Raw genomic sequence first — 17,188 nt, forward strand, 5'->3', positions numbered from 1 at the left:
CATCAGACCGCCCTCATCAGCAGGGTCGCGGCGACGAGGATGGCCGCACCGCCGAACATCGAGACCGCGTAACTGCGCGCATAGCCGTTCTGCAGCTTGCGCAGCCGCCCGGAGAGACCGCCCATCGAGGCGGCCGTCCCGTTGACGACTCCGTCGACCAGCGTGTGGTCGACGTACACCAGGGAGCGGGTGAGGTGCTCACCGCCGCGCACCAGCACGACATGGTTGAAGTCGTCCTGGTACAGGTCGCGTCGGGCCGCCCGGGTGAGCACGGATCCGCGCGGGGCGACGACCGGGACGGAACTGCGGCCGTACTGGAGGTAGGCGATTCCCGCGCCGACGACCAGCAGCACCATCGTGGCCACGGTGACCGTGAGGGCGCTGACGGGCGAGTCGCCCTCCGAGTGCCCGGTGACCGGCTCCAGCCAGTGCAGGAAGCGGTCGCCGATGCTGAAGAAGCCTCCGGCGAACACCGACCCGAAGGCCAGCACGATCATGGGGATCGTCATGGAACGGGGCGACTCGTGCGGGTGCGGCTCATGGCCGTCCGCGTCGGACTGCCAGCGCTTCTCGCCGAAGAACGTCATGATCATCACGCGCGTCATGTAGTACGCGGTGATCGCGGCGCCCAGCAGGGCCACGCTGCCGAGGATCCAGCCCTCGGTACCGCCCTTGGCGAAGGCCGCCTCGATGATCTTGTCCTTGGAGAAGAAGCCGGACAGGCCCGGGAAGCCGATGATCGCGAGGTACCCGAGGCCGAACGTCACGAAGGTGACCGGCATGTACTTCCGCAGACCCCCGAACTTCCGCATGTCCACCTCGTCGTTCATGCCGTGCATGACCGAACCGGCGCCGAGGAAGAGTCCGGCCTTGAAGAAGCCGTGCGTCACCAGGTGCATGATCGCGAAGACGTAGCCGATGGGGCCGAGGCCCGCGGCGAGCACCATGTAGCCGATCTGCGACATGGTCGAGCCGGCCAGCGCCTTCTTGATGTCGTCCTTCGCGCAACCGACGATCGCACCGAACAGGAGCGTGACGCCGCCCACCACGGTGACGACGAGCTGAGCGTCGGGCGCCGCGTTGAAGACGTTCGCCGAGCGCACGATCAGGTACACACCGGCGGTCACCATGGTCGCCGCGTGGATGAGGGCCGAGACCGGGGTCGGGCCCTCCATCGCGTCCCCGAGCCAGGACTGCAGCGGCACCTGGGCCGACTTGCCGCAGGCCGCGAGGAGCAGCATCAGGGCGACAGCGGTGAGCTTGCCCTCGGTGGCGTCCCCGACCAGACCCGGGTGCCCCTCGGTGCCGAGCAGCGGCCCGAACGCGAAGGTCCCGAAGGTCGTGAACATCAGCATGATGGCGATGGACAGGCCCATGTCGCCGACGCGGTTGACCAGGAAGGCCTTCTTCGCGGCGGTGGCGGCGCTGGGCTTGTGCTGCCAGAAGCCGATCAGCAGGTACGAGGCGAGACCGACGCCCTCCCAGCCGACGTACAGCAACAGGTAGTTGTCGGCGAGGACGAGCAGCAGCATCGCCGCCAGGAACAGGTTCAGATAGCCGAAGAAACGGCGGCGGCGCTCGTCGTGCTCCATGTACCCGATCGAGTACAGGTGGATGAGCGAGCCGACGCCGGTGATCAGCAGCACGAACGTCATCGACAGCTGGTCGAGCTGGAAGCCGACGTCCGCGCGGAAGCCCCCGACGGGGATCCAGGTGAACAGGTGCTGGGTCAGGGACCGGTCCTCGGCGCCCTTCCCCAGCATGTCGGCGAAGAGCACGGCGCCGATCACGAAGGAGGCAGCCGCGAGCGCGGTGCCGATCCAGTGGCCGACGGCGTCCAGCCGCCGGCCGCCGCACAGCAGTACGGCCGCTCCGAGCAGAGGCGCCGCGACGAGCAGCGCAATCAGGTTCTCCACGATTCAGCGACCCCTTACAGCTTCATCAGGCTGGCGTCGTCGACCGAGGCCGAGTGGCGGGAACGGAACAGCGACACGATGATCGCGAGCCCGACCACGACCTCCGCGGCGGCGACGACCATCGTGAAGAAGGCGAAGATCTGGCCGTCGAGGTTGCCGTGCAGGCGGGAAAAGGCGACGAACGCGAGGTTGCAGGCGTTGAGCATCAGCTCGATGCACATGAACACCACGATCGCGTTCCGCCTGATCAGCACACCGGTGGCGCCGATCGTGAACAACAGGGCGGCGAGATAGAGGTAGTTGACCGGATTCACTTGGACGCCTCCTCCGACTTCGTGCGCTCCAGGCGCTCCTCGGCACGCTGTTCCAGCGCCTTCAGGTCGCTCAGCGCGTCGGCCGACACGTCACGGACCTGCCCGCGGTCGCGCAGCGTCTTCATGACGGTCAGCTCGGACGGAGTGCCGTCCGGGAGCAGGCCGGCGACATCCACGGCGTTGTGCCGGGCGTAGACGCCGGGGGCCGGCAGCGGCGGCAGGTGCTTGCCCTCGCGGACGCGCTGCTCGGACATCTCCCGCTGCGTCTTGGGTCGCTCGGTGCGCTCGCGGTGCGTCAGCACCATGGCGCCGACGGCGGCCGTGATGAGCAGGGCGCCGGTGATCTCGAAGGCGAACACGTACTTCGTGAAGATGAGGGCGGCGAGGCCCTCCACGTTGCCGTTCGCGTTCGCCTTCGCCAGGCCGTCGAAGTCCTTGATGGACGCGTTGCCGATTCCGGCGAACAGCAGGACGCCGAAGCCGAGTCCGCAGAGCAGGGCCAGCCAGCGCTGCCCCTTGATGGTCTCCTTCACGGAGTCCGCCGCGGTGACACCGACGAGCATGACGACGAAGAGGAACAGCATCATGATCGCGCCGGTGTAGACGACGATCTGGACGATGCCCAGGAAGTACGCGCCGTTGGCGAGGTAGAAGACCGCCAGGACGATCATGGTCCCGGCGAGGCACAGCGCGCTGTGCACGGCCTTCCTCATGAGGACGGTGCACAGGGCGCCGATCACCGCGACCGTACCGAGGACCCAGAACTGGAAGGCCTCACCGGTGGAGGTCGCGTACGCGGCCAGCTCGGTCATGCCTCCGCCCCCTTTTCGGCAGCCGTGCCCGACGGACTCCCCGAAGGGCTCCCCGACGGGTAGGACTCGCCCTTGGAGACGGCCGTCTGACGCTCGGTGCCGGGCGCCGCCTCGGTCACCAGGCCCCGGTAGTAGTCCTGCTCGTCCGTACCCGGGAAGATCGAGTGAGGCGAGTCGACCATGCCCTCCTCCAGACCGGCGAGCAGCTGCTCCTTGGTGTAGATGAGGTTGGCGCGGCTGCTGTCCGCGAGCTCGAACTCGTTCGTCATCGTCAGCGCGCGCGTGGGGCACGCTTCGATGCACAGGCCGCACAGGATGCAGCGGGCGTAGTTGATCTGGTAGACGCGGCCGTACCGCTCGCCCGGGGAGTAGCGCTCCTCCTCGGTGTTGTCCGCGCCCTCCACATAGATGGCGTCCGCGGGGCAGGCCCAGGCGCACAGCTCACAGCCGACGCACTTCTCCAGGCCGTCCGGATGACGGTTGAGCTGGTGCCGGCCGTGGAACCGAGGCGCTGTGGTCTTCTGCTGCTCCGGGTACTGCTCGGTCAGCCGCTTCTTGAACATGGCCTTGAAGGTCACGCCGAAACCGGCGACGGGGTTCTGGAAACCCGGTTTGGTCTCCTTCGGCTCCTCAGCCATCGGACCCCTCCTTTCCGTCACGAGATCCGGCGATCGATCCGTCACTCGCAGTATCGGACCCGCCACTGACAATCAACTCCCGCTCCCGGCGCGGGCTGCGCCGCGGCACCGGGGGCAGTTCCTGACCGGGCAGCGGCGGCACGGGGAACCCGCCCGCCATCGGGTCGAAGGCGGCGGGCTCGGCGGGTGCTTCCTCGGCCTTCTGCTTGTCGCGGAAGATGTCCGCCGCGAACGACAGCAACAGCAGGAAGAGGACGCCTCCGCCCACGTACAGGGCGATGTCCGCGAAGTCGTAGTTCTCGTTGCGCAGCGTCCGGACGGTCGCGACGAGCATCAGCCAGACCACCGAGACCGGGATGAGGACCTTCCAGCCCAGCTTCATCAACTGGTCGTAGCGGACACGCGGCAGCGTGCCGCGCAGCCAGATGAAGAAGAACAGCAGCAGCTGCACCTTCACCACGAACCAGAGCATCGGCCACCAGCCGTGGTTGGCGCCCTCCCAGAAGGTGCTGATCGGCCACGGAGCCCGCCAGCCGCCGAGGAAGAGCGTCGTCGACACGGCCGAGACCGTCACCATGTTCACGTACTCGGCGAGCATGAACAGCGCGAACTTGATGGACGAGTACTCGGTGTTGAAGCCGCCGACGAGGTCGCCCTCGGACTCCGGCATGTCGAAGGGCGCCCGGTTGGTCTCGCCGATCATGGTCACGATGTAGATCAGGAACGACACCGGCAGCAGCACGATGTACCAGCGGTCGTGCTGCTGCTCGACGATCGTCGAGGTCGACATCGACCCGGAGTAGAGGAACACCGAGGCGAACGCGGCGCCCATGGCGATCTCGTACGAGATCATCTGCGCGCAGGACCGCAGGCCGCCCAGCAGCGGATAGGTCGATCCGGAGCTCCATCCGGCGAGCACGATCCCGTAGATGCCCACCGAGGCCACCGCGAGGATGAAGAGCATCGCGATCGGCAGGTCGGTGAGCTGCATCGTGGTGCGCTGGCCGAAGATCGAGACCTCGTTGTCCGCGGGCCCGAAGGGGATCACCGCGATCGCCATGAACGCCGGGATGGCGGCGACGATCGGTGCGAGGACGTAGACCACCTTGTCCGCGCGCTTGACGATGACGTCTTCCTTCAGCATCAGCTTGATGCCGTCGGCGAGCGACTGGAGCATCCCCCACGGACCGTGCCGGTTGGGGCCGATGCGCAGCTGCATCCAGGCGACGACCTTGCGCTCCCACACGATGGAGAACAGCACGGTCACCATCAGGAAGGCGAAGCAGAACACCGCCTTGACGACGACCAGCCACCAGGGGTCGCGGCCGAACATCGAAAGGTCTTCAGCGGCGAGGTACGGCGTCATGCCTCCACCTCCTTGGGGGCCTCGGCGGCGATGGTCGCCGGGCCGATGCGAACGAGTGCGCCGGGCAGCGCCCCGGTGTCGGAGGCGACGCCCCCGCCGGTCGAGTTCAGCGGGAGCCAGACCACCCGGTCGGGCATCTCGGTCACCTGGAGCGGGAGTTCGACGACTCCGGCGGGGCCTGTCACGGCGAGGAGATCGCCGTTCTTGACGCCCGCCTCGGCGGCCGTGGCGGCCGACACGCGCGCGTGGGCGGCGTGCCGGGTCCCGGCGAGCGCGTCGTCGCCCTGCTGGAGGCGGCCCTGGTCGAGGAGCAGCCGGTGCCCGGCCAGTACGGCCTCACCGGCGGCCGGACGCGGCAACTGCGTCCCGGTCTCCAGGGGTTCGGTGGCGTGCGGCCCGTCCCAGGCGCCGAGCCGGTCCAGCTCGCCGCGCGCCGTCCGCAGATCCGGAAGTCCCAGGTGTACGTCCATGGCGTCGGCCAGCATCTGCAGCACGCGCGCGTCGCTGGGGGCGAGACGCCGGGTCATCTGGTCGGGCTTGAGGGCCGCCTCGAAGGAGCGCACCCGGCCTTCCCAGTTGAGGAAGCTTCCGGCCTTCTCGGCGACGGCGGCGACGGGCAGGACCACGTCCGCCTGGTCGGTGACCTCGCTGGGCCGCAGTTCGAGCGACACCAGGAAGCCCACCTCGGCAAGTGCCTCACGCGCGCGTGCCGGGTCGGGAAGGTCGGCGACCTCCACACCGGCGACGACCAGGGCACGCAGTTCGCCTCCGGCGGCGGCCTCGACGATCTGGCCGGTGTCGCGGCCGTAGCGGTGCGGGAGTTCGGAGACGCCCCAGACGGCGGCGACCTCCTCCCGCGCGCGCGGGTCGGTGGCCGGACGTCCGCCCGGCAGGAGCGACGGCAGCGCGCCCGCTTCGATCGCACCCCGCTCGCCCGCCCGGCGCGGAAACCACACCAGCTGGGCCCCTACGGCGGCGGCGGCCCGTACGGCGGCGGTGAGCCCGCCGGCCACGGCGGCCAGCCGCTCACCGACGGCGATCACCGAACCCTTGCCGCGCAACGCGTCCGCGGCCGTCGCACCGTCTCCTTCGAGACCGACCCCGCTCGCGAGCGCGGCCAGCCACTCGGTCTCGGTGCCGGGCGCCGCCGGCAGCAGGGTGCCGCCCGCCTTCGCCAGACCGGGGGTGGCGTGCGTGGCGAGCGCGTAGGTCTTCTGACCGTGCCCCCGCCAGGCCTTGCGCAGCCGCAGGAAGACGCCGGGCGCCTCCTCCTCGGACTCGAAGCCCACCAGCAGAACGGCGGGCGCCTTCTCCAGCAGGGTGTAGGTGACGCCCGTACCGTCGAGGTCCCGTCCGCGTCCGGCGACCCGGGCGGCCAGGAAGTCGGCCTCCTCGGAGCTGTGCACGCGCGCGCGGAAGTCGATGTCGTTCGTGTCGAGGGCCACCCGCGCGAACTTGCTGTACGCGTAGGCGTCCTCGACGGTGAGCCGGCCGCCGGCGAGGACACCGGTGCGGCCGCGGGCATTCGTCAGCCCCTGTGCCGCCGCCTCCAGGGCCTCCGGCCACGAGGCCGGCTCCAGGACGCCCTCGGCGTTGCGGACCAGAGGGGTGTCGAGACGGTCGCGCTGCTGCGCGTACCGGAACCCGAACCGCCCCTTGTCGCAGACCCACTCCTCGTTGACCTCGGGGTCGGTGGCGGCGAGACGCCGCATGACCTTGCCGCGCCGGTGGTCGGTGCGTGTCGCGCAGCCGCCGGAGCAGTGCTCGCACACCGACGGCGAGGAGATTAGGTCGAAGGGGCGCGAGCGGAACCGGTACGCCGCCGACGTCAGCGCGCCCACCGGGCAGATCTGGATCGTGTTCCCGGAGAAGTACGACTCGAAGGGATCGCCGTCGCCGGTGCCGACCTGCTGGAGAGCGCCCCGCTCGACCAGCTCGATCATCGGGTCGCCCGCGATCTGGTTGGAGAAGCGGGTGCAGCGGGCGCACAGCACGCATCGCTCGCGGTCGAGGAGCACCTGTGTGGAGATCGGTACGGGCTTCTCGTAGGTCCGCTTCTTGCCTTCGAAGCGGGACTCGGCGCTGCCGTGCGACATCGCCTGGTTCTGCAGGGGGCACTCGCCGCCCTTGTCGCAGACCGGGCAGTCCAGCGGGTGGTTGATGAGCAGCAGCTCCATCACACCGTGCTGCGCCTTCTCGGCGACCGGCGAGGTGAGCTGCGTCTTGACGACCATCCCGTCCGTGCAGGTGATCGTGCAGGACGCCATCGGCTTGCGCTGGCCCTCGACCTCGACGATGCACTGGCGGCAGGCGCCGGCCGGGTCGAGGAGCGGGTGGTCACAGAACCGGGGGATCTCGATGCCGAGCTGTTCCGCGGCCCGGATGACCAGGGTGCCCTTGGGCACGCTGATCTCCACGCCGTCGATCGTCAGCGCGACGAGGTCCTCCGGGGGGACCGCCGCTTCCCCGCCTCCGGAGGGAGCGCTGGTAGTCACTGTCATGCGTTCACCTCCGTGTGCTTGTCCGCCCAGGCCGTCGACCTGGCCGGGTCGAAGGGGCAGCCGCGGCCCGTGATGTGCTGCTCGTACTCGTCGCGGAAGTACTTGAGCGAGGAGAAGATCGGCGAGGCGGCACCGTCGCCGAGGGCGCAGAAGGACTTGCCGTTGATGTTGTCGGCGATGTCGTTGAGCTTGTCGAGGTCGGACATCACGCCCTTGCCGGCCTCGATGTCGCGCAGCAACTGCACGAGCCAGTAGGTGCCTTCGCGGCAGGGCGTGCACTTGCCGCAGGACTCGTGGGCGTAGAACTCGGTCCAGCGGGTGACGGCCCGGACGACGCAGGTCGTCTCGTCGAAGCACTGGAGTGCTTTCGTGCCGAGCATGGAACCCGCGGCGCCCACTCCTTCGTAGTCAAGAGGGACGTCGAGATGCTCGTCGGTGAACATCGGGGTCGAGGAGCCGCCCGGCGTCCAGAACTTCAGCCGGTGACCGGCGCGCATCCCGCCGCTCATGTCGAGGAGTTGGCGCAGCGTGATACCGAGCGGCGCTTCGTACTGGCCCGGGCTGGTGACATGGCCGCTGAGCGAATAGAGCGTGAAGCCAGGAGACTTCTCGCTGCCCATCGACTTGAACCATTCCTTGCCCTTTTGGAGAATTGCGGGAACTGACGCGATGGACTCGACGTTATTCACAACAGTCGGGCACGCATAGAGTCCCGCGACAGCAGGGAAAGGAGGGCGGAGCCGCGGTTGTCCACGGCGGCCTTCGAGCGAGTCGAGCAGCGCGGTCTCTTCACCGCAGATGTACGCGCCCGCGCCCGCGTGCACGGTGAGCTGGAGGTCGAGTCCGCTGCCCAGGATGTTCTCGCCGAGGTAGCCCGCCTCGTACGCCTCGCGTACGGCTTCGTGCAACCGCCGCAGGACGGGGACCACTTCACCCCGCAGATAGATGAACGCATGCGAAGACCTAATGGCATAACACGCGATCACAATGCCCTCGATGAGGCTGTGCGGGTTCGCGAAGAGGAGCGGGATGTCCTTGCAGGTTCCCGGCTCCGACTCGTCGGCGTTGACAACTAGATAGTGTGGTTTGCCGTCTCCCTGCGGAATGAACTGCCATTTCATTCCGGTGGGGAATCCGGCGCCGCCGCGGCCGCGCAGTCCGGAGTCCTTGACGTAGGCGATCAGGTCGTCCGGCGACATGGCGAGTGCCTTGCGCAGGCCCTCGTACCCCTCGTGCCTCTTGTAGACGTCCAGCGACCAGGACCTGTCCTCGTCCCAGAAGGCCGACAGCACGGGTGCGAGCAGCTTTTCGGGACTGGTTTCGTTGATCTCTGCTGCCAAGGTCATCACTCCCCCTCCTCTGCGACCGGACCCGCCGGATGGGACGGGTCGGAGGCCGACGTGTCCTGCGGCGCGTCGTGCGAACTCTGGTGTCCGGCCGGCGGCTGCCCGGGCGGCGTCCGGTCCTCGGAGGTCCTCTCCCGGGGTGCCTCTCCGCCTCGCGGATGCACCACGCGCGCGGGGGTGCTCTCCCCCTTGGCCAGCCGCAGGCCGACCAGGGAGGCGTGGCCCGCGCTGCCGCCGCCCTCGACGGCGCCCTCGCGCTCGTCGGGGAAGCCGGCCAGGATCCGGGCGGTGTCCTTGAAGGTGCACAGCCGGGCGCCACGGGTCGGTTCGACGTCCGCTCCCGTGCGCAGGTCGTCGACGAGGCGCTTGGCCGAGTCCACGGTCTGGTTGTCGAAGAACTCCCAGTTGACCATCACGACCGGGGCGAAGTCGCAGGCCGCGTTGCACTCGATGTGCTCCAGGGTGACCTTGCCGTCGCCGGTGGTCTCTCCGTTGCCCACGCCGAGGTGGTCCTGCAGTGCCTCGAAGATGGCGTCGCCGCCCATCACGGCGCAGAGGGTGTTGGTGCAGACACCCACCTGGTAGTCGCCGCTCGGCTTGCGCCGGTACATCGAGTAGAAGGTCGCGACCGCGTTGACCTCGGCGGTCGTCAGACCGAGGACGTCCGCGCAGAACCGCTGCCCGGTGCGCGTGACGTGGCCCTCCTGCGACTGCACGAGATGCAGCAACGGAAGGAGCGCCGAGCGGGAGTCGGGGTAGCGGGCGATGATCTCGCGCGCGTCCGCCTCCAGCCGGGCTCGGACGTCGTCCGGGTAGTCGGGCGCGGGCAGTTGGGGCATGCCCAGGCTGACGCCCTCGGGGGTGGTGGTCACCGGTCGACGCCTCCCATCACGGGGTCGATGGACGCGACGGCGACGATGACGTCGGCGACCTGGCCGCCCTCGCACATCGCCGCCATGGCCTGCAGGTTGGTGAAGGACGGGTCGCGGAAGTGGACCCGGTAGGGGCGGGTGCCTCCGTCGGATGCGACGTGCACCCCGAGCTCGCCCTTGGGTGACTCGACGGCGACGTACGCCTGTCCCGGCGGCACGCGGAAGCCCTCGGTCACCAGCTTGAAGTGGTGGATCAGGGCCTCCATGGAGGTGCCCATGATCTTCTTGATGTGGTCGAGCGAGTTGCCGAGACCGTCGGGGCCGAGCGCGAGCTGGGCGGGCCAGGCGATCTTCTTGTCGGCGACCATGACCGGGCCGGGCTGCAGCCGGTCCAGGCACTGCTCGACGATCAGCAGCGACTGGCGCATCTCCTCCAGGCGGATCAGGAAGCGCCCGTAGGAGTCGCAGGTGTCGGCGGTCGGGACCTCGAAGTCGTAGGTCTCGTAGCCGCAGTAGGGCTGGGACTTGCGCAGGTCGTGCGGCAGGCCCGCCGAACGCAGGACCGGGCCGGTGGCACCGAGGGCCATGCAGCCGGCCAGGTCGAGGTAGCCGACGTCCTGCATACGGGCCTTGAAGATGGGGTTCCCGGTGGCGAGCTTGTCGTACTCGGGAAGGTTCTTCTTCATCTTCTTCACGAACTCGCGGATCTGGTCCACCGCGCCCGGCGGCAGGTCCTGGGCGAGTCCGCCGGGGCGGATGAACGCGTGGTTCATCCGCAGGCCGGTGATCAGCTCGTAGATGTCGAGAATGAGTTCACGATCACGGAAGCCGTAGATCATGATCGTCGTGGCGCCCAGCTCCATGCCGCCGGTGGCGATGCACACCAGGTGGGAGGAGAGCCGGTTCAGCTCCATCAGGAGCACGCGGATGATCGTGGCGCGGTCGGGGATCTGGTCGGTGATCCCGAGGAGCTTCTCGACGCCGAGACAGTAGGCCGTCTCGTTGAAGAACGGCGTGAGGTAGTCCATGCGCGTCACGAACGTGGTGCCCTGGGTCCACGTGCGGAACTCGAGGTTCTTCTCGATGCCGGTGTGGAGGTAGCCGATGCCGCAGCGGGCCTCGGTGACCGTCTCGCCGTCGATCTCCAGGATGAGCCGGAGCACGCCGTGGGTGGACGGGTGCTGCGGGCCCATGTTGACGATGATGCGCTCGTCGTCGGACTTGGCCACGGACTGGGCGATCTCGTCCCAGTCGCCGCCGGTGACCGTATATACGGTGCCCTCGGTCGTCTCGCGGGGCGAAGCGGCCGATGCCCCTGAAGGGGTCTGCGTGCTCATGAGTACGACCTCCGCTGGTCCGGAGCCGGGATCTGGGCGCCCTTGTACTCGACGGCGACGCCGCCGAGGGGGTAGTCCTTGCGCTGCGGGAAGCCCTGCCAGTCGTCAGGCATCATGATCCGCGTCAGCGCGGGGTGACCGTCGAAGATCAGCCCGAAGAAGTCGTACGTCTCGCGCTCGTGCCAGTCGTTCGTCGGGTAGACGGTGACCAGGGACGGGACGTGCGGGTCCGCGTCGGGGGCGCTGACCTCCAGGCGGATCAGCCGGTTGTGGGTGATCGAGCGCAGGTGGTAGACGGCGTGCAGCTCGCGGCCCTTGTCGTGCGGGTAGTGGACCCCGGAGACGCCGGTGCACAGCTCGAAGCGGAGCGCCGGGTCGTCGCGCAGGGTCTGCGCGACGCGGACCAGGTGCTCGCGTTCGATGTGGAAGGTGATCTCGTCGCGGTCGACGACCGTCTTGTCGATGACGTTCTCGGGGACGAGTCCCTGTTCCTCCAGGGCGCCCTCCAACTCGTCGGCCACCTCGTCGAACCAGCCGCCGTAGGGGCGGTTGGCCGAGCCGGGGAGCCGGATCGAGCGGACCAGGCCGCCGTAACCGGAGGTGTCGCCGCCGTTGTTGGCGCCGAACATGCCGCGCTGGACGCGGATCTCCTCACCCTGGTCGCCTCGCTGGCCGGGGAGGTTGGAGGCGCTGAGGTCCTTCTCGGGGTTGACCCCGTTGCCGTTCGCGTCGCTCACCGCAGCAGGCCCTTCATCTCGATGGTGGGGAGCGCCTTGAGCGCCGCTTCCTCCGCCTCGCGGGCCGCCTCCTCGGCGTTGACGCCGAGCTTGGAGGTCTGGATCTTCTGGTGCAGCTTGAGAATCGCGTCGATCAGCATCTCGGGCCGCGGCGGGCACCCGGGCAAATAGATGTCGACCGGGACGATGTGGTCGACTCCCTGCACAATGGCGTAGTTGTTGAACATTCCGCCCGATGAAGCACAAACCCCCATGGAAATGACCCACTTGGGGTTGGGCATCTGGTCGTAGACCTGTCGCAGCACCGGCGCCATCTTCTGGCTGACCCGGCCGGCCACGATCATCAGGTCGGCCTGGCGGGGCGACCCGCGGAAGACCTCCATACCGAAGCGCGCCAGGTCGTATCGCCCGGCGCCGGTCGTCATCATCTCGATGGCGCAGCAGGCGAGTCCGAATGTCGCGGGGAAGACGGACGCCTTGCGCACCCAGCCCGCGGCCTGCTCGACCGTTGTCAGCAGGAATCCGCTCGGCAGCTTTTCTTCGAGTCCCATGTCTTAAAGGCCCCTCAGTCCCATTCCAGGCCGCCGCGCCGCCATACGTACGCGTACGCCACGAAGACGGTGAGCACGAAGAGCAGCATCTCCACGAGCCCGAAAACACCCAGGGCGTCAAAGGTGACGGCCCAGGGGTAGAGGAAGACGATCTCGATGTCGAAGACGATGAAGAGCATCGCCGTCAGGTAGTACTTGATGGGAAAGCGCCCGCCGCCGGCCGGCGTGGGGGTCGGCTCGATGCCGCATTCGTAGGCTTCGAGCTTCGCGCGGTTGTAGCGCTTCGGACCGATCAGCGTGGCCATGACCACGGAGAAGATCGCAAAGCCTGCCCCGAGGGCTCCCAGTACGAGGATCGGCGCATACGCGTTCACGCTCCTCGCTCCTCTCAGTCGGCACTGACTGGTGGCGGTTCCAGGGCCTGAACACCCGCCTCGCCAGCGCCGCGAACCTCACCCGTCCCGGCGAAGATCGCGGACATGTGAAGCAGGTCACAAGCCCAACTGCCTCGCATCTTATGCCCGGCGGTCTGTGATCTGCGACACGGGGTATTGCACAAGCTTTGTGATCTCCACCACCTGACGAACGATCATGAAGTCGGATGAGCGGTGATCTTCGTACGCGAAGCGTCCGGTCGATCACCAGACGTGACATTTCCGCTCGTCACCGCAGGTCCGAGGCGTCGTCTCCATATCAAGAGACTTCCGACGCATGCAAATTGGTGCTGGACGAGCGGCCTTGATAGAGGACGGCGTTCACACTTCAGGGGAGCGGAGCGGACGGGTGTGGACGCGTGCACGCGTTCACGAGCGGAGGGAAGCCCGCCGCTCGCGCGGGACGCGACCAGCCCGCGGACCGTTCCGTGACCTGCGCCACATCTACCTGTGAGTCAGATAAGCCGGGCTTGGCCATGGGACTCAACCGATGGTAGGTCGCGGGCAATTCGGACGTATTACTGAAAGGCCATGATCACGGGCTCGGTGGACGTTGTCCGCAATGCCCGTTACGGCGTCAATAAGGAGTGACGCGCGTTGAATTCGGCCGTCGATTGAACAACTGTGGCGCACCACACGTTTCTTGAAGGTATGGAGGAGCCCCTGGTACCGCTTGTACCCATGTCCCACACCGCTCACATACGAAGCCACCGAAAGCCCCGTCGCAACGCGTCGTCGCTCGCGATGCGCGCCGGAGTTGCCGGTGGCGTTCTCAGCACCCTGGCCGTCGCCGGGGCGGCTGGTTCGGCGAACGCTGCCGAGCCCGTCACGCAGACGCTCGAACTGCCGACCCTGACGGCCGACCTGGCCACGCAGGTCGCGCAGTCCGCGGACGCCACCCAGCAGACCGCGGCCAACTACGAGCTCCAGGCGGAGCGCGACGCGGCCGCCGCCAAGGCCGCCAAGCAGGCCAAGGCCGACCTGGCCGACGCCAAGAAGAAGGCGGAGGCCAAGAAGAAGGCCGAGGCCGCACGGAAGGCCGCGGCGGCCGAGGCCGTCTCGCGTTCCTCGGAGCGCACCGTTCTGTCCGCTTCCGCCGGTTCGTCCACCTCGACGAACGTGGCCGCCCCGGCCAGCGGCAGTGTCGCGACCGTCGTCGCCTTCCTGAAGGCTCAGGTCGGCGACGCGTACGTCATGGGCGGCACCGGACCCAACGCGTGGGACTGCTCGGGTCTGGTGCAGGCGGCGTTCAAGCAGGTCGGTGTCGACCTGCCGCGCGTCTCGGAATCCCAGTCGACGTCCGGTACGCCGGTTTCGCTGTCCGATGTCCAGGTCGGCGACATCCTGTACTGGGGTTCGGCCGGCTCGGCGTACCACGTCGGTGTGTACATCGGTGGCGGGCAGTACCTCGACGCGGCCAACCCGTCCAAGGGCGTCGTGATCCAGGACCTTTCGGGCTACCCGGCGACGGGCGCGGTGCGGGTGCTCTGACCCGCGGGTGACCTTCGGCGGACCGCTTCCCTCAGGGGAGGCGGTCCTTCGGGTTGTCCGGGCTCCTCACCCCGTTCGGGCACGACGCGCTCCGCCTCTGCGGGAGAGTGGGCTCCGGCGCCGGGGAGTCGGCGGGCCGCCGTCGGCCGCGGTGCCCGCGCACCCGAAGGAGACAGCGATGCCCCGTGTGTTCGTCCAGGGAAACCCCGTCGGCTCATATCCCCCGCTCACGCCGGAGGCCCGCCGAGGCACGGTCCGGCGGATCACCGAGGTCGGTGAAGAGGTCCTGCACCGTCCCTGCCGGGACGTGACCGAGTTCGGTCCCGACCTCGCCGCGCTCATCGACGACATGTTCCTGACCATGTATGTCGCCGACGGCGCGGGCCTGGCAGCGAACCAGGTCGGTGTCGGTCTGCGCCTGTTCGTCTACGACTGCCCGGACGACGACGGGAACCGTCACGTCGGCCACATCGCCAACCCCGTCCTGGAACGCCTCGCGCCGTCCGGCCGGCGGCTGCTGGACGAGGGTGAGGGCTGTCTGTCCGTCCCGGGGGCCGTCGTGGACGTGCCACGGCCCGACCGTGCCGTCGTGCGCGGCGTCGACAAGGACGGGAACACCCTGGTCGTCGAGGGGACGGGGTACTTCGCGCGGTGCCTCGCGCACGAGAGCGACCACGTCGACGGCCACGTCTATCTGGACCGCCTCGCCCGGCGCGAGCGGAAGGACGCCCTGCGGCAGGTGGCCGAGCGGCGCGACCAGGTCCTGGCCCGCCGCGCCGCCAGGGAGTCCGAGCTGACGGGCAGCCGGGGCTGACGGCGGCGAGCGGCGGCCCCGGTCGATCGGGCCGCCGCTCGCTGTGTCCGTCAGACGGGTCGGGCCGGTCGGGTCAGGCCTTCGGCGCCACCTTCGAGAGGCCGTTGATGATGCGGTCCGCGGCGTCACCGCCGGTGGGGTCGGTGAGGTTGGCGAGCATCTTCAGCGTGAACTTCATCAGCATCGGGTGGGTCAGACCGCGCTGGGTGGCGATCTTCATGACCTTCGGGTTGCCGATGAGCTTCACGAAGGCGCGGCCGAGGGTGTAGTAGCCGCCGTAGGTGTCCTTGAGGACACGCGGGTAGCGCTGGAGGGCGAGTTCACGCTGGTCCGGGGTGGAGCGCGCGTGAGCCTGGACGATCACGTCGGCGGCGATCTGGCCCGACTCCATGGCGTAGGCGATGCCCTCGCCGTTGAAGGGGTTCACCAGACCGCCGGCGTCGCCGACCAGCAACAGGCCCTTGGTGTAGTGCGGCTGGCGGTTGAAGGCCATCGGCAGGGCGGCGCCGCGGATCGGGCCGGTCATGTTCTCCGGCGTATAGCCCCAGTCCTCCGGCATCGAGGCGCACCAGGCCTTCAGTACCTCGCGCCAGTCCAGCTCCTTGAAGGAGTCGGAGGTGTTGAGGACGCCGAGACCCACGTTGGACGTGCCGTCGCCCATACCGAAGATCCAGCCGTAGCCGGGCAGCAGCCGGTCCTCGGCACCCCGGCGGTCCCACAGCTCCAGCCAGGACTCCAGGTAGTCGTCCTCGTGACGCGGCGAGGTGAAGTACGTACGCACCGCGACGCCCATCGGGCGGTCCTCCCGGCGGTGCAGGCCCATCGCGAGGGAGAGACGGGTGGAGTTGCCGTCGGCCGCCACCACCAACGGGGCGTGGAAGGTCACCTCCCGCTTCTCCTTGGAGTCCGCGTCGCCGATCTTCGCGTGCACGCCGGTGATGCGGCCGGTGCGGTCGTCGATGATCGGGGCACCGACGTTGCACCGCTCGTGCAGGCGCGCGCCCGCCTTCTGCGCCTGCCGCGCCAGCTGCTCATCGAAGTCGTCCCGCTTCCGGACGAGTCCGTAGTCGGGGAAGGAGGCGAGATCCGGCCAGTCCAGCTGGAGCCGGACGCCGCCGCCGATGATGCGCAGCCCCTTGTTGCGGAGCCAGCCCGCTTCCTCGGAGATGTCGATGCCCATCGACACGAGCTGCTTGGTGGCGCGCGGGGTCAGTCCGTCACCGCAGACCTTCTCGCGCGGGAAGGCGGTCTTCTCCAGCAGCAGGACGTCGAGCCCCGCCTTCGCCAGGTAGTAGGCGGTGGTGGAACCGGCTGGCCCGGCCCCGACGACGATGACGTCGGCGGTGTTTTCGGAGAGGGGTTGGGGCTCGGTCACGGCGGGGTCTCCCCAAGACTCGAAATCAACGTGCCGACGGGCACTGGACATGGGCAGTCTATGCAGCGGTACCGATCACCAGCTGAAGGGCTGCCCCGTGAACCGAGCTCTCCCCGATGTACGACTGCGTGTGCCCACCGACGAGGACGCCCACGCGTGGCACCAGGTGTTCGCCGACCCGGACGTCATGGAGTTCCACGGGGGCCGCGCGGCCGAGCTGTCCGTGTACGAGGAACTCACGGCACGGCAGCGGCGGCACGACGCTGAGCACGGGTTCTGTCTGTGGACGATGGTCGACGCGGAGGGCGAGGTGCTGGGCTTCACCGGCGCCCAGCCGTGGCCTCACGCCTGGGGGCCGGCCGGGCAGATCGAGATCGGCTGGCGGCTCGCGCGGGCGCACTGGGGCAAGGGGTACGTCACGGCGGCGGCGTTGACCACGCTGGAGCGGGTCCGGTCGGCGGGCGTCACGGACGTGGTCGCGATGGTCAACGCGCGCAACGCCCGTTCCATCGCGGTGACGAGACGGCTCGGCATGGAGCTGGCGGAGCGGTTCACCGTCCCCGCCTCGCAGACGGAGGGCCACCGCTACCGGCTGGCGCTCTGAGGGCGGCGCTCTGAGGCCGGCGCTCTGAGGCCGGCGCTCTGAGGCCGGCGCTACGAGGGCGGCGCTCGGAGGGCGGTCTT

Annotated in this window: 16 protein-coding genes; 3 read left to right on the plus strand and 13 right to left on the minus strand. The window is 68.7% G+C overall.

All coding sequences use genetic code 11. The annotated features are described in order from the left end of the window. Window positions 1–2: 2 nt before the first annotated feature. The 12 genes from nuoL to ABZT74_RS26990 are packed head-to-tail and all read right to left on the minus strand — an operon-like array spanning window position 3 to window position 12,764. Window positions 3–1,916 carry an NADH-quinone oxidoreductase subunit L gene (gene nuoL / locus ABZT74_RS26935; protein WP_356176891.1) on the minus strand — a complete coding sequence of 638 codons (1,914 nt, stop codon included), beginning with the start codon at window positions 1,914–1,916 and terminating at the stop codon, window positions 3–5. 14 nt (window positions 1,917–1,930) lie between these two features. Beyond that, window positions 1,931–2,230, minus strand: coding sequence for an NADH-quinone oxidoreductase subunit NuoK (nuoK, locus tag ABZT74_RS26940; RefSeq protein ID WP_164369613.1), 300 nt, complete (start codon window positions 2,228–2,230; stop codon window positions 1,931–1,933). Next, window positions 2,227–3,042: an NADH-quinone oxidoreductase subunit J gene (locus tag ABZT74_RS26945; RefSeq protein WP_355878081.1), complete on the minus strand. Its 816-nt coding sequence runs from the start codon at window positions 3,040–3,042 to the stop codon at window positions 2,227–2,229. Before ABZT74_RS26945 ends, nuoK begins: the two co-directional genes overlap by 4 nt. After that, window positions 3,039–3,680 carry an NADH-quinone oxidoreductase subunit NuoI gene (nuoI, locus tag ABZT74_RS26950; RefSeq protein ID WP_356438784.1) on the minus strand — a complete coding sequence of 214 codons (642 nt, stop codon included), beginning with the start codon at window positions 3,678–3,680 and terminating at the stop codon, window positions 3,039–3,041. The genes ABZT74_RS26945 and nuoI overlap by 4 nt, the downstream gene beginning before the upstream one ends. Continuing rightward, window positions 3,673–5,046 carry an NADH-quinone oxidoreductase subunit NuoH gene (nuoH, locus tag ABZT74_RS26955; protein ID WP_355878087.1) on the minus strand — a complete coding sequence of 458 codons (1,374 nt, stop codon included), beginning with the start codon at window positions 5,044–5,046 and terminating at the stop codon, window positions 3,673–3,675. Before nuoH ends, nuoI begins: the two co-directional genes overlap by 8 nt. Further along, the gene (locus ABZT74_RS26960) at window positions 5,043–7,547 is read right to left on the minus strand and encodes an NADH-quinone oxidoreductase subunit G (protein ID WP_356438787.1); all 2,505 of its coding nucleotides are present in this window, start codon (window positions 7,545–7,547) and stop codon (window positions 5,043–5,045) included. Before ABZT74_RS26960 ends, nuoH begins: the two co-directional genes overlap by 4 nt. After that, on the minus strand, window positions 7,544–8,893 hold the full coding sequence (gene nuoF / locus ABZT74_RS26965) for an NADH-quinone oxidoreductase subunit NuoF (protein WP_164369610.1): 1,350 nt from the start codon (window positions 8,891–8,893) through the stop codon (window positions 7,544–7,546). The genes ABZT74_RS26960 and nuoF overlap by 4 nt, the downstream gene beginning before the upstream one ends. Next, complete coding sequence (gene nuoE, locus ABZT74_RS26970; protein ID WP_356438881.1) at window positions 8,893–9,732, minus strand: NADH-quinone oxidoreductase subunit NuoE; 840 nt, start codon at window positions 9,730–9,732, stop codon at window positions 8,893–8,895. The genes nuoF and nuoE overlap by 1 nt, the downstream gene beginning before the upstream one ends. 29 nt (window positions 9,733–9,761) lie before the next feature. Next, a complete protein-coding gene (locus ABZT74_RS26975) occupies window positions 9,762–11,102 on the minus strand; it encodes an NADH-quinone oxidoreductase subunit D (RefSeq protein ID WP_356176887.1) in 1,341 nt (446 codons plus the stop codon). Then, window positions 11,099–11,839 carry an NADH-quinone oxidoreductase subunit C gene (locus ABZT74_RS26980; RefSeq protein WP_356176885.1) on the minus strand — a complete coding sequence of 247 codons (741 nt, stop codon included), beginning with the start codon at window positions 11,837–11,839 and terminating at the stop codon, window positions 11,099–11,101. Before ABZT74_RS26980 ends, ABZT74_RS26975 begins: the two co-directional genes overlap by 4 nt. After that, window positions 11,836–12,390 carry an NADH-quinone oxidoreductase subunit B gene (locus tag ABZT74_RS26985; protein ID WP_053743379.1) on the minus strand — a complete coding sequence of 185 codons (555 nt, stop codon included), beginning with the start codon at window positions 12,388–12,390 and terminating at the stop codon, window positions 11,836–11,838. Before ABZT74_RS26985 ends, ABZT74_RS26980 begins: the two co-directional genes overlap by 4 nt. Before the next feature lie 14 nt (window positions 12,391–12,404). Next, entirely contained in the window at window positions 12,405–12,764 is a 360-nt protein-coding gene (locus tag ABZT74_RS26990) for an NADH-quinone oxidoreductase subunit A (protein ID WP_007383963.1), read from the minus strand. Between the two features lie 711 nt (window positions 12,765–13,475). Here ABZT74_RS26990 and ABZT74_RS26995 point away from each other — a divergent pair. Then, entirely contained in the window at window positions 13,476–14,315 is an 840-nt protein-coding gene (locus tag ABZT74_RS26995; RefSeq protein WP_355878100.1) for a C40 family peptidase, read from the plus strand. Between the two features lie 178 nt (window positions 14,316–14,493). Further along, on the plus strand, window positions 14,494–15,129 hold the full coding sequence (gene def / locus ABZT74_RS27000; RefSeq protein ID WP_355878103.1) for a peptide deformylase: 636 nt from the start codon (window positions 14,494–14,496) through the stop codon (window positions 15,127–15,129). A 73-nt stretch (window positions 15,130–15,202) separates the two neighbouring features. Here def and ABZT74_RS27005 read toward each other — a convergent pair whose 3' ends face one another. After that, window positions 15,203–16,504, minus strand: a complete 1,302-nt coding sequence (locus ABZT74_RS27005; protein ID WP_356176883.1) for a geranylgeranyl reductase family protein — start codon at window positions 16,502–16,504, stop codon at window positions 15,203–15,205. A 97-nt stretch (window positions 16,505–16,601) separates the two neighbouring features. On the opposite strand from ABZT74_RS27005, the gene ABZT74_RS27010 reads away from it, so the two are divergent. Next, window positions 16,602–17,108, plus strand: coding sequence for a GNAT family N-acetyltransferase (locus tag ABZT74_RS27010; protein WP_355878109.1), 507 nt, complete (start codon window positions 16,602–16,604; stop codon window positions 17,106–17,108). Window positions 17,109–17,188 lie beyond the last annotated feature (80 nt).

Source organism: Streptomyces sp. NPDC005302 (assembly GCF_040607345.1).
Lineage (GTDB): Bacteria > Actinomycetota > Actinomycetes > Streptomycetales > Streptomycetaceae > Streptomyces.